This window comes from Pseudomonas sp. GW821-FHT05H12, assembly GCF_059419385.1.
This window is the reverse complement of record NZ_JBWKRS010000001.1, coordinates 195,583-208,651: the sequence shown is the minus strand read 5'-3', so window position 1 is coordinate 208,651 and position 13,069 is coordinate 195,583. Positions and strand designations below refer to the sequence as shown.

The 13,069-nt window shown below is 62.7% G+C and carries 11 protein-coding genes; 10 read left to right on the top strand and 1 reads right to left on the bottom strand.

Translation table 11 applies throughout. From position 1 onward, the window contains the following. The first annotated feature begins 2 nt into the window (after positions 1–2). The 10 genes from AC07SU_RS00960 to AC07SU_RS00915 all read left to right on the top strand — a co-directional run bounded on the left by AC07SU_RS00960 (position 3) and on the right by AC07SU_RS00915 (position 11,617). Positions 3–866, top strand: coding sequence for an ABC transporter permease (locus tag AC07SU_RS00960; RefSeq protein WP_494995891.1), 864 nt, complete (start codon positions 3–5; stop codon positions 864–866). Between the two features lie 58 nt (positions 867–924). Then, positions 925–2,505 (top strand): ABC transporter substrate-binding protein, encoded by a 1,581-nt coding sequence (locus AC07SU_RS00955; protein WP_494995890.1) that lies wholly within the window; start codon positions 925–927, stop codon positions 2,503–2,505. Positions 2,506–2,511: 6 nt separating this feature from the next. Further along, a complete protein-coding gene (gene argH, locus AC07SU_RS00950; RefSeq protein WP_494995889.1) occupies positions 2,512–4,017 on the top strand; it encodes an argininosuccinate lyase in 1,506 nt (501 codons plus the stop codon). A 10-nt stretch (positions 4,018–4,027) separates the two neighbouring features. Next, the gene (locus AC07SU_RS00945) at positions 4,028–5,860 is read left to right on the top strand and encodes an ABC transporter ATP-binding protein (RefSeq protein ID WP_494995888.1); all 1,833 of its coding nucleotides are present in this window, start codon (positions 4,028–4,030) and stop codon (positions 5,858–5,860) included. Between the two features lie 170 nt (positions 5,861–6,030). After that, positions 6,031–6,495 carry a hypothetical protein gene (locus tag AC07SU_RS00940; RefSeq protein WP_176995965.1) on the top strand — a complete coding sequence of 155 codons (465 nt, stop codon included), beginning with the start codon at positions 6,031–6,033 and terminating at the stop codon, positions 6,493–6,495. Positions 6,496–6,697: 202 nt separating this feature from the next. Beyond that, entirely contained in the window at positions 6,698–7,642 is a 945-nt protein-coding gene (locus AC07SU_RS00935; protein WP_494995887.1) for an alpha/beta fold hydrolase, read from the top strand. 69 nt (positions 7,643–7,711) lie between these two features. Then, the gene (locus tag AC07SU_RS00930) at positions 7,712–8,320 is read left to right on the top strand and encodes a LysE family translocator (RefSeq protein ID WP_494995886.1); all 609 of its coding nucleotides are present in this window, start codon (positions 7,712–7,714) and stop codon (positions 8,318–8,320) included. A 153-nt stretch (positions 8,321–8,473) separates the two neighbouring features. Beyond that, the gene (locus AC07SU_RS00925; protein WP_494995885.1) at positions 8,474–9,481 is read left to right on the top strand and encodes a hypothetical protein; all 1,008 of its coding nucleotides are present in this window, start codon (positions 8,474–8,476) and stop codon (positions 9,479–9,481) included. A gap of 413 nt (positions 9,482–9,894) precedes the next feature. Next, positions 9,895–10,563 carry a signal peptidase I gene (gene lepB, locus AC07SU_RS00920; protein ID WP_494995884.1) on the top strand — a complete coding sequence of 223 codons (669 nt, stop codon included), beginning with the start codon at positions 9,895–9,897 and terminating at the stop codon, positions 10,561–10,563. A gap of 70 nt (positions 10,564–10,633) precedes the next feature. Beyond that, positions 10,634–11,617, top strand: coding sequence for a GlxA family transcriptional regulator (locus AC07SU_RS00915; protein WP_494996017.1), 984 nt, complete (start codon positions 10,634–10,636; stop codon positions 11,615–11,617). Positions 11,618–11,806: 189 nt separating this feature from the next. Here AC07SU_RS00915 and AC07SU_RS00910 read toward each other — a convergent pair whose 3' ends face one another. Beyond that, on the bottom strand, positions 11,807–13,066 hold the full coding sequence (locus AC07SU_RS00910) for an NAD(P)/FAD-dependent oxidoreductase (protein WP_494995883.1): 1,260 nt from the start codon (positions 13,064–13,066) through the stop codon (positions 11,807–11,809). Positions 13,067–13,069 lie beyond the last annotated feature (3 nt).

Here is a 13,069-nt window from a genome sequence, read left to right as displayed (position 1 = left end):
GTATGCTTACTTCCAAGAAGCGTCGGCCTGGGTTTGTCCGTTTCCTTGTTTCCCATAAGCGCTGGTTCGCCTTCAGTGCATTGGTCGTGATTGTGATCATGACCGCCGCTGCGGTGTGCGCACCGTTGTTTTTTGACTGGGATGCGGTGACCAAGATCAACTTGTCCCGCTCTCTGGTCAGCCCCGGCAGCGACTTTCTGTTCGGCACCGACCAGATGGGCCGTGACTTGCTCGGCCGTGTGCTGTGGGGCGCGCGCATTACCTTGACTGTTGCGCTGTCCAGCGTGGCCATCGCCATGGCGATTGGGGTCGCGGTGGGCGCGGCGTGCGGTTACTACAACGGCACCTTGGCCAGCCTGGTGATGCGTGTCATGGACGCCATGATCGCCTTCCCCCGCACGCTGGTGGCCATTCTGGTGATCACCGTGGCGGGCAACAGCATCCTCAGCCTGACGCTGGCCATTGCCATCTCCAGCATTCCCATCTACGTCCGCTTCTTCGCCGGGCCGGTGGCAGCCTTGAGAAACCGCGAGTTCGTGCTGGCCTCCAAGTCGATTGGTGTCAGCGACCTGCGCCTGTTGTGGGTGCACATCCTGCCCAACATCGGCTCGCTGGTAATCATCCAGGCCACCGTGTCGCTGGCCGAAGCCATCCTGATCGGCTCCGGGCTTAGCTTCCTGGGCCTGGGCCCGCCACCGCCGACGCCGGAGTGGGGTTCGATGATTGCCGAGTCACGGCCATTGCTGACCACCCACCCTTACATCCTGCTGGCGCCGGGGTGCGCCCTGGTCCTGACCATCTTGAGCTTCAACATTGTGGGCGACGCACTGCGCGATTACATCGATCCCAAGTCACGCAATGCGTGACGGCGATCGGCGCGGTGCCTGCACCCGAACACTCACCCATTTTTCAGCGAGAACACTGATGGGGCGTTTAAAACTCCTGGCAGCGCTGATCGGCAGCCTGCTTGCATTCAACGTGCTGGCACTGTCGACAGGCAACGCCGCGCTTGCCCAGGCAAAAGAGCAAGGCCAGATCACCTTCGTGCAGGGCTCGGATATCGACACCCTGGACCCGGCGATCTCGCGCAGCGTGCCGTCCTACAACGTGATCGATCATGTCTTCAACCGTCTGGTCGCGTGGGAAGGGCACGACCATGAACGTTTCATGCCTGACCTGGCGCAGTCCTGGTCGAGGACCGACGACGGCAAGCAATGGACGTTCGTACTGCGCCAAGGCGTCAAGTTTCATGACGGCACCGACTTCAATGCCCAGGCTGTAAAATACAACCTTGACCGGATTCGCGACCCCAAGCTCGGTTCGCCCCACCGTTCCTACTATGCCGACATCGTGGCAGTGGAGGCGATCGCGCCCTATGAGTTGCGGATCACCACGCAGCATCCGTCACCCACCATGCTGGAGTTGCTCGCCAAGCAATCCTCGTCCATCAGCAGCCCGGCGGCGGTGGCCAAGTACGGCAGGGCCTACGGGCATCACCCGGTCGGCACGGGGCCTTATGTCTTCGACAGCTGGATACCCAATGACCAGGCGGTGATCGAGCGCAACAACGCCTTTTTTGGCGAGCCCGGCAAGCCGTCGAGGATCGTGTTCCGCCCGGTCAAGGAAGACGCTTCGCGGGTGATCGAACTGCGCACCCAAAACGCCGACATCGCCGCCAACCTGTCACCCGAAGCCGCAATGGAATTGAAGGCGCTGAACACGTCCACATTGCTGCGCGTGCCCAGCACCTTCCAGGTGTTCTTTGAAATGAACCTGACGAAGCCGCCCTTTGACGACTCGCGCATTCGCCGTGCGGTCAGCCTGGCCATTGACCGCCAGGCCTTGGTCAACAAGGTGCTGCTGGGCTACGGCAAGGTGCCCACAGGTCCATTCCCAGAAGGCACACAAGCACGCCGTGCGTTCGCGCCAGCGCAGTACGACCCGCAGAAAGCCAGGCAGATCATCAATGAGGTGTACCCGGGCGGGTACCCCGGCACGGTGGTGCTGTGGACCCCGGCCGGACGCTACACCAAGGACCGCCAGGTCGCCGAGGTGGTGCAGGGCTACCTGAATGCCGTGGGCCTGAAAACCGAGTTCAAAGTGTGGGAATGGGCTACGTACCAGAAAAACCTGTATCGCCAGGAGCCCGGTAAAGGCACCGGCAAAGGCTCCAACGACGCGAACATGTGGTTGCTCGGCACCGGGCTGTCGGACGCCGATATTCGCCTGCGCCGCAAGCTGTCCAGCGGTGACCCGCAAAACCTCACCGGCTACAGCAACCCCGAGGTGGACACGCTGCTCCAGCTGGCCGCACGCGAGCTGGATCAGCAGAAACGCATGGCCTATTACGGCCAGATCCAGCAGATCTTGTGGGAAAAGGACCCCGACAACCTGCCGCTGTTCGATCAGGAACAAGTGATGGGTTTGCGCAAAGGTTTGAACGGTCTCGACGTGGATTACGAAGGGACTCTCGATTTCAAGAATGTAGAATTCAGTGAGCGGTGATTGAAAATGTCTAATGCACATGCCAGCGAAACCTTGTTGACCGACGCCCGTTTGAGCGCGCCCCCGGCCGACCGTATGGTCAAGTACCACGACATTCCGGCGCTGGAGACCGAGAAGCGCCAGTTCCACGAATTCATCGAAGTCGACCTGGCCCACACGGTGATGCTGGTCGAACAGGACATCCTGTCGCGGCCGGTTGGGCAGGCCATCCTCGCCGAGTTGCGCCGGATACGGGGGATGTCTCCCGCAGATTTCCCCTTCGATGTGAAGAAAGGCAGCTTCCTGCTGCAAGTCGAGTCTTACCTGTTCGCCAGGATCGGCGAAGACTCCGCCGGCCAGATGCACACCGGCCGTAGCCGTATCGATCAGGGCGCGACGGTGCGTCGGCTGTATGACCGCACGCGCATCCTGGCAGTGCTCGAGCGTATCAATGAATTCCAGGTGGCCCTGATCGAGAAAGCCGCGCAGCACGCCGGCACCATCATGCCCGGCTACACCCACATGCAGCACGCCCAGCCCTGGGTGTTCGGCCACTACCTGCTGAGTTTCACCTCGCGCCTGCATGACAGCTTCAGCCGGTTGATGCACGCCTATACCCGGGTCAACCGCAACCCGTTGGGCGCGGTAGGCCTGGCGGGCACATCCTGGCCGCTGGACCGTGAACGCACTACGCACTTGCTGGGTTTCGACAGCCTGGTGGAAAACTCCAAGCTGGGCCGCGAAGCCTGGTATGCGGCTGAAACCATCGGCGCTTTGTCCTTTGTCATGGCCGATCTGAATGACCTGGCGACCGACCTGCATATCTGGTCCAGCGTCGAGTTCGCGACGGTGGAAAGCCACGACGGTTACTGCGGCACCAGCAGTATTTTCCCGCAAAAGAAAAACCCCAGCGGCCTGGAGACCATCAAAAAAGCCGCAGGGGGGTCGGTGACCTGGCTCAGCACCGCGCTGGCCACCTTTCGCTCCGAAGGCACCGGCGACCAGGCCATGCGCGACCTGCCGTTGATCCACGACGCCCTTGCCACCACCGAAGGCATGCTGGACCTGTTCACCGGCATCATCGAAACCTTGGTGGTGCACGAAGACCGCATGGCCGAGCTGTTGTCCGGCAGTTGGTGCACGGCCAGTAACCTGGCCGATGTGATTGTGCGTGAGCGCGGTGTCTCGTTCCGCCAGGTGCATCACGTGGTGGCGCGGCTGGTGCGCAACTGCCTGGTGGCGGGTGTCGCTCCGGGCACTGTCACGGGGGCGGCGCTGGATGACGCGGCGTTGGAAACCATCGGCTCCACGCTGGGCTATTCCGATGAGCAGGTCCGTGATGCCCTGAACCCTCGGCGCTTTGTCGAAACGCGTACCTCCACCGGTGGCGTCGGCCCCGGTGAAGTCACCCGCCTGCTGGCGGTCGCGAGAAGCGAGCTGCAGCAGGACCGTGACTGGGTCGCCCAGCACCGGCAACACGTCGCTCGTTCGCGTGCCGACCTGGATGCCGCCGTATCGCGCATCGTCGATTAAAGGAGCAGGCATGGAACAGAATCTGGTAGCCCGTGTGCGTAACCTGAGTGTCGGGTTCGGGCCGCGGGGCAGTGAGTCCGCCGTGGTGCGCGATGTGTCCTTCGAGGTGATGCGTGGCCAAACCCTGGCCATCGTCGGCGAGTCCGGCTCGGGCAAGTCCGTTACATCGATGGCCATGATGGGCCTGGTCAAGCGCGCCGGTGGCCGCGTGTTGTCCGGCTCGATGGAGTTGCACACGCGCAGCAACGCGATCATCGACCTGGTCAACGCCCCCGAGTCGGTGCTGCGTCGCCTGCGGGGGGCGGCCATGTCGATGATCTTCCAGGAGCCGATGACCTCGCTCAACCCGGTGTTCAAGATCAGCGCCCAGCTCACCGAAGCCATCGTGCTGCACAAACGCTGCAGCCGTGCGGAGGCCGAGACGCAGGCCTTGCGCATGCTCGACCTGGTGCGCATCCCCGATGCCCGGCAGGTCATGGGCCGCTATCCCCACGAACTGTCGGGCGGCATGCGCCAGCGCATCATGATCGCCATGTCGTTGGTGTGTGAGCCGACGTTGTTGATCGCCGACGAACCGACCACCGCGCTGGACGTCACGGTGCAGGCGCAGATCCTGCGGATCATCAAGGAACTGCAAGGGGACCTGGCCATGGGCGTGATCTTTATCACCCATGACATGGGCGTGGTGGCCGAAGTGGCCGATCAGGTGATGGTGATGAAGAAGGGCGAGACCGTCGAACACGGCGCGGCCCGCGAGGTATTGCTGGCGCCCCGGCAGCCTTACACCCAGGCATTGCTGGCGGCGGTGCCGAGGATCGGCTCGATGCGCGGCACGTCGTTGCCGGCCAAGTTTGCACTGATCGAGGACAGCACCGAGCAAACCCAGGCATTGCCGCAGCAGGCGCCTGACTACGCCGATGCGCCGATCCTCAGCGTGAAGGCGCTGTCCATCCGCTACGACCTCAAGGGCGGGCTGCTGGGCAAGGTCCAGCGCCGGGTGCATGCGGTCGAAGGGATCGACTTCGATATCTATCCGGGAGAAACCCTGGCCCTGGTGGGCGAGTCCGGGTGTGGCAAGTCCACCAGCGCCCGTGCGGTAGCCGGATTGATGCCGATCCAGGGCGGGGATATCCGGTTCGGCGGCCAGAACCTCGCCACCCTGAGCAAAAGCGGCATGCAGCGCCTGCGCCGGGATATCCAGATGGTGTTCCAGGACCCCTATGCGTCGTTGAACCCGCGCCTGACCATCGAGGACAGCCTGCTGGAACCGCTGCTGGTGCACCGGATAGCCCAAGGCGAGGCTGCGCGCAAGATCGTGCGCGATTTACTGGAGCGGGTCGGGCTGTCGGCCGAGCATGCCCAACGCTATCCCCACGAGTTCTCGGGTGGGCAGCGTCAACGTATTTGCATTGCGCGGGCGCTGACCCTGTCGCCCAAGCTGATCATCGCCGATGAGGCGGTGTCGGCGCTGGACGTGTCGATCCAGGCCCAGGTGATCAACCTGCTGCAGGACCTGCAACGGGACATGGGCATTGCGTTTCTGTTTATCTCCCACGACCTGGCGGTGGTGGAGCGCGTCAGCCATCGGGTGGGTGTGATGTACCACGGGCGCATCGTCGAAATCGGCCCGCGCCGTGACGTGTTCGAGAACCCGCAGCACGCCTACACGCAAAAATTGCTGAGCGCCGTGCCGTCGGCAGACCTCAATGCGGTCAGGACGCCCTTCAGCCTGATGGAGGAGGCGGTGCCGAGCCGTATCTACGGTGTGAATCACCGTGCGCAGGGCATGAGCTATCGGGAAGTCAGCCCCGGCCATTTTGTGGCGACTTCGGCAGTTGCCTGAGGATTGACGGGCAGGGGAGCGGCTGAATGTCGGCCGCTGCCCGCGAAATATTCCGGTTCTTGTGAATTGTTGTGAAGCGGGTGATTAATGGCCCATTGCCCATGCTACCGTCCGCGACGGGGTATCGTCAGCACGACGATTTCATTCGTTTCATTGAGGGAGCAGCGCCGATGTCTACTACCGTAACGCCCGCGACCGGCGGGCCGAGCACGCCAAAGTCTTCACCGTCCTCGTTCGATGACAAGTTGAACATCGCCAAGTCCAGCAAGGTGATTGCCGACTACATGCGCCAGTCGGGCAAGTCGGCCATTACCAAGCAAGAGCTGACACAGCTCGCTAACAATGCTTCGGGCAAGGTGCCCGCCAATGTGTCCGATGCGGCCAAGTACATGGAGCGTCATCCGGACGTATTCACCGCCATCGAAACCCACGACGTGGCGGGCGCCGACAACCTGTCCGGCGTGTGGAACTTCGATTGGGCAGCCAACGGTGGCCTGAACGGCACCTCGACCGATGCCATCGCCAAGATGCAGGACACGTTTGACCTGGCGATCGCCAAGTCGGCGCAGATCACCGAAATCAGCACCGCCAAGAAAGCCGAGCTGGATTCGACCAAGCAACGGCCGCAGAACTGAGTGACGGGCGCTGTCAGGCCTGATAAACGGTTCCCGCGAGGTTGGTCGGGAACCGTTTACCCATCTTTCTTCCTTTCGTGATGTGTTCAGCGCCGATTCAAGCGAAGTGCGCAAGTATACCGATCAGTGAAGGCAATCCAATTGCAGTGCGCCCGCGATTGCCGGCCATCCGTTTATTCACCTCGCTGTCGGAGATGCCTTGATGCTTGTCGTGGTTGCTGTGCTTGCCATCGTTGCCGCGTGCGTGTGGTGGACGTACCCACGAGTGGGGGATGTGCTGTTCGAAGTCATCGCCCGTGTCGAATCGCGGCGCTCCCGGCTCAGGGCGATCACCGTGCCGATCAAGGGCATGACCCTGGCCACTTACCAGGGGGGGGAGCGCCACGCGCCAGCCCTGTTGCTGCTGCATGGGTTCAGTGCCGACAAAGGCGTGTGGCTGGGGTTTGCCCGGCACTTTGTCGACGACTACCGGCTGCTGATCCCGGACCTCGCCGGCCACGGTAAAAATGCGTTTGTGGCGGGCGGCGACTACAGCATCGCGGCCCAGGCGCGGCGCATGGTGGCGTTGCTGGATGCGTGCGAGGTCGACAAGGTGCATGTGATCGGCAGTTCCATGGGGGCGTATGTCGCCACCTGGCTGGCGACCCATTACCCGCAGCGGGTGCTTTCCCTGGGGCTGATCGGTGCAGCCGGTGTGCACTTGCCGCAACCCAACGAAGTGGAAGAACTGGTCAACCGCGGCGACAACCCGTTCCTGATTCATTCACGGGCACAGTTCGATCGCTTTTTCGCCATGACCATGGCCGCGCCACCCTACATTCCTGAAGTGCTGCTGGCCGCCGAAGCACATACCTACATCCGCCGTCGCGAGGCCTTGACCGAGATCTTCGCCAACTTCTCCGACAGCCCACGCCTGGAACCCTGGCTGCCACAAGTGCGGGTGCCCAGCCTGATCCTGTGGGGGCGCGAAGACCGCATGGTGCCGGTGGCCAGCGCGCACACCTGGCTGGCGGGCATTCCCCATGCGCACCTTGAGATCCTCGACGGCATCGGCCACCTGCCGATGATCGAGTGCACCGAGCAAACCGCGGCGCACTGTCGCCAGTTTCTCGACCGCGCCAAAGTGTATTCCTCGATCCGCCCTTAGCTGTACGGGGCGGTTGGATCCAGAAACCACTACTGTCGCAGGCATACCTCTTCGCTTGGATGCCGCGCCATGTTCATGTCTACCAGCCTGTTGTCGGCCTTTGTGCTGTTCGCCTTTGTGTCGTCGATCACGCCGGGGCCCAACAACACCATGTTGCTGGCGTCGGGGGTGAACTTCGGTTTTCGTCGTTCCATGCCTCACGCGCTGGGGATCAGCGTGGGGTTCATGCTGTTGGTGATTTCGGTCGGGCTGGGGCTGGGTGAGGTGTTCAAGGTCTTCCCATGGGCCTACAGCATATTGCGCTATGCCGGCGCCGCGTACTTGCTGTACCTGGCGTGGAAAATCGCCAACGCCGGGGGCATGTCCGAGGGCAGTGATGCACAGGGCAAGCCGATGACATTCCTGGGCGCCGCAGCCTTTCAGTGGGTCAACCCCAAGGCGTGGATCATGGCGTTGGGGGCGATCACCACCTACACGCCGGCCGAGGGCTACGTGACCAATGTGCTGGTGATTGCCCTGGTGTTTGCCGTGGTCAACTTGCCCAGTGTCTGTGTGTGGGTGGTGTGTGGCAGTGGGCTGCGCAATGTGCTGCGCGAACCGCGCTGGCTGCGGCTGTTCAACTGGTCGATGGCGGGGCTGTTGGTGGTGTCGTTGTACCCGATGCTGGTTGCCAGCTGATATAGCCGCGTGCCGCCATTGACGGGGTTTGATGGGCTACTGCATGCTCGGCGCTGCATGTCAGGCCTGCTACGGGATGTTGCGGCACGAAGCGATTGAACGGGCGTCGGGTTCGAAGTATCGCTTCAGAATCCTTCTATGAGAAACCCGAGCGTGAAGCGTCCCCTCGTCCTTGCTGTGCTCATGGCGGCGTCCGTCGCCGCCCATGCCGACAACCTCGTCGGCATCCGCGCCATCGAAACCACCTACCACCAATTACTCACCGAGCTTGACCGCAGCCGCGGTGGCCGGCCGGATGCCGACACCCGTCAACGCATCACCACGGCCGCCCAGGCGTTCCAGGCGACGATGCAGCGCGATGGCGGTGCGCGTGACAACCTCAACACCGACGTGAAGAACATCGTCGCCTCCCTGAGCGACGGCAGCTACAGCGCCGACGGCAGCATTCGCGCGTTGCAGCGTGATGCCAAGGGCAGCGTGATCGACGCCGGCCCCTGGAAGCCGGCCCTGGCCGGTAACCCCATCGCCGAGCCGATCGGCACCCATCTGAACCAGACCAGCGAAGGCGACTGCGTGGGCATTTCGGTGGTCAAGGCGTTCTCCAACACCCAGATGGGCGCGCAGATCCTGCAACGCGGTGTCACGCTCAATACGGACGGCAGTTTTAATGTGAGCCTGCCGGGCGCGCCTTCAACGGTGTTCCACCTGCTAGCCGCCGACCTCGACCAGTACGGCAAGGGCGACGCGCCCGCTGCGGCGGTGGTAGGGGCGATGTTCCAGTACTTCCACCTCGACCCGGCCAAGGGCTCGCTGCCAACCAACAAGGTCATGGAGCTGCTGGCCGGCCAATACGGTGATCACCAGCGCCTGGCCGATGCCCACAGTTCACCCCAGGACATCACCCAGTTTCTGCTGAGCCACGCGAGTGTGGTGGGCAGCCGGGCGGCCATCGTGTTCGGCGGCAAACCGGCGCGTAATGGGGATTGGTCCAAAGGCGACGGGCATGCCTTTGCGATCATTCATATCGACCCGGCGAGCGGCCAGCTCAGTTACACCAACCCCTGGAACGAGGGTGTGCAGGTGCGCACGATTGCGATCAGCGACCTGGCGGCGCAGGCCGCGGGTACCTCGGCAGATTTCGAAATGGTGACGTTCCGCTGACTACTGCTTAAACCGGGGAGATGGTTGCCAGCAGGCCGATGCCGATGGTCAGCACCAGAAAGCCGAACAGGAAAAGTGCCATCTTGGTCATAAGGCCTCCGAAGGGAAGGGGACGGCAGGGAGATTCCTGCCGTGCTCGACAAGGGTGTCGGGAGTGACGCCATTGTCCGCCCGGGGCAGATTTCGATACAGACGCAGATGCAAAAGAAAAAACCGTATCAGATGGGGTTGTGAGGGCTCAGTACAGGGCTTTGCAGAGCACCGGCTTTATGAAGATCAGGCGTTGATGCCGTGCATGGCGCGCCTGACCCTGTGCCTTAATGTAATCTTCATGCCGGGCAGTGATTGTTGCCAAAAGTGACCGTGGCTGGCGTAGAGACGGCTCTACGCCGATTGATGCAGAGCGAGGATGTATGCGACGTTGGCTGAGCAAGTACCGTTACGCGATCATTTTTTGGCTGTGCTTCGGCATCTTCCGTACCTCGTTGGCCGACTGGAACCCGATCCCCTCCGGCTCCATGCGCCCGACCCTGGTGGAAGGCGATGTGGTGTTGGTCAACCGCGTGGCCTATGACCTCAAGCTGCCGCTCACGGACATCTCCGTGGCCGAGTTGGCCAACCCGCAACGCGGCGACGTGGTGACGTTTTCCTCGCCCAAGGACGGCGAGCGCCTGATCAAGCGCATCGTCGGCATCCCCGGCGACACCCTGCAAATGAAGGACGAGGTGCTGTGGGTCAACGGTGTGCCGGCCATCTATCAGGATGAGCAGGCGATCAGCGAACCCATGGGGCCGGGGCAGACCATCCCGGGCATCAAGCTCACTGAACTGGCCAACAGCAGCCGGCGCACCGTGCAGTTCATGCCGGCCGTGCGCGCCGCACGGGACTTCGGCCCGGTGGTGGTGCCGGCCGACAGCTACTTCATGCTCGGCGACAACCGCGACAACAGCGCCGATTCACGCTACATCGGCTTTGTGCCGCGCCGCCTGTTGATCGGGCATGCGCACCATATCCTGGCCTCCGCGAAGATCCTCGATAACTGGATGCCACGATTTAGCCGCTTTGGCTCGCCAATCCTCTAAGATAGCGCCCACTGCATCAACAATAAGAGTGGGCCAACCCTCGATGGAAAGACGCCAATTCAGCGGTGGCATGAAAGGCAAGAACCTGCGCTACCTGAATGAAAACCCGCAACAGCCGACGCCGGCCACCCGCGTCGGCTTCTTGTTGCTCGAACATTTCTCCCTGCCGGCCTTCACCCAGACCCTCGACACCCTGGTGACCGCCAACCTGTTGCGCCCGCAACTGTTTGCCACACGCACCTTCGGCTGGGGCGATGGCGAAGTCATCAGCGACCTGGGCCTGGTGATCCGCCCGGATGCGCGCCTTGAACCGGCAGTGATGCAAGACCTTGACCTGCTGGTGATCTGCGGCGGTTTTCGCACCGAGCTCAAGGCCAGTGATGAGTTCAACCAGTTGCTGTGCAGCGCCGCCGAACACGGCGTGAACCTCGCCGGGTTGTGGAATGGCTCCTGGTTCCTCGGCCGCGCCGGGTTACTGCAAGGCTACCGCTGCGCCATCCACCCCGAACACCGCCCGGCGCTGGCGGAAGTGGCCAAGGCGGCGCAGGTCACCAGCGAACCCTACGTGATCGACCGCGACCGCCTCACGGCCTCCAGCCCTTCGGGCGCTTTCCACATGGCGCTCGACTGGATCAAGAGCCTGCACGGCAAGGCGCTGGTCGAAGGCATCGAAGACATTCTGTCCTTCGAAGAGTCGCGCTACCGGCGCATCAAGCCGACCGAAAACGTGTGCGTCAGCGCGCCCCTGCGTGAAGTGGTCAAGCTGATGGATTCCAACCTCGAAGAACCCCTGGAGCTGGACCAACTGGCGGTCTACGCCGGTCGCTCGCGCCGTCAGTTGGAGCGGTTGTTCAAGGAGCAACTGGGCACCACCCCGCAACGCTATTACATGGAACTGCGGGTCACCGAGGCGCGGCGGCTGTTGCAGCACACCGAGCTGTCACAGGTGGACGTGCTGGTGGCGTGCGGGTTTGTGTCGCCGAGTCATTTCAGCAAGTGTTACAGCGCGTATTTCGGATATCGCCCCTCCAAGGAGAAACGGTTGGTCAAGTAGCATGGCCCCTGTTTGCCTGGATGGGCTTTTTATCAAGGAATGCTGATGTCGAGCGCAGATTGATAAAAATCGCAATGGGCTAAAGCCTATGAGTTGAGCGGCAGTACGGATAGAAATTCATCTGTGGCGAGGGAGCAAGCTCCCTCGCCACAGGTACAGTGTTCGCCCTTGACTCCGGTGCAGGTTTTCTCAGAATCGGTCCAGCCGATAGGGCGCAAGGGCCGGTAGGCTTGATGCTGAGGGGGTTGTTGAGACCAACTGCCCCACCATCTCCGCCGTCACCGCCGCCTGCGTCAACCCCAGGTGCTGATGCCCGAACGCAAGCAGCACCTTGCCGTCGCACACTCGATCGATGATCGGCAGCGAGTCCGGCAGGGAGGGCCGAAAGCCCATCCAGGGGGTGGCTTCGCAGGTGCTCAGGTCTTCGCGGAACAAGCCCTGGCTCAAGCGGTGCAGTTGCCAGGCGCGTTGCATGTTGGCCGGGCGTTCCAGCCCGGCGAATTCCACCGTGCCGGCCAGGCGCAAGCCACCGGCCATGGGCGTCATGATGAACTTGCGTTCCAGGGAGGTGACGGCAAACGGCAAGCGTTGATGTTCATGGGGCAGCATCAGGTGGTAACCGCGCTCGGTGTCCAGCGGCACGTGCTTGCCCGTCAGCGCCGCGGTGAGTCTGGCCGAATGGGCGCCGCAGGCGATCAGCACCTGGCGGGCCGCGAAGGTGCCTTGATCACAAACCAACGAAACGCCATCGGCGTGCACTTGGCCATCCACGACGCGTTGCTTGAGAAACTCCACGCCCTCGGCTTTGGCGGCGCTGACCAGCTCGCACACCACCTGGTACGGGTCGAGAAAATGCCCGGTGGCGGGGAAGAACAGCCCGCCTTGAATACCCTCGCTCAATTGCGGCGCGGCTTCACGGATAGCATCACCAGGCCAGTAGGCCACCGGCACGTTTTGCTGTTGCATGCGCACCTGCACCGCATCAAGGGCGGCACGGGAGTCGGCGCGTTCATACACCAGTAGCGAGCCGTCTTCGCGCAACAACTGCGGGCGCCCGATAGACCCCAACACACGTTGCCAGGCACCCAGGCTGCCTTCGTTCAGCGCGCGGATACCCGCCACGGTACGCCGGTAGCTGGTCGGGCGCAGGTTGAGCAGCAGGCGCACAAACCAGGGCAGGGCGCGGGGCAGGTATTTCCAGTCCAGGCGCAGCGGGCCCATGGGGTCCAGCAGCATGGCGGGCAGGCGCTTGAGGATCGATGCGTCGGCGATGGGAAACACCTGCTCGGTTGCCAGGTGCCCGGCGTTGCCGTAGGACGCGCCCATGCCCGGTTCTTGCGGGTCTATCACAACGACGCGCAGGCCCTGACGCGCCAATTGCAGGGCAGAGGCGACGCCGATGATGCCGGCGCCAACAACGGCGATGTCTGCGCGGTGGGAGTCGGGCATGGT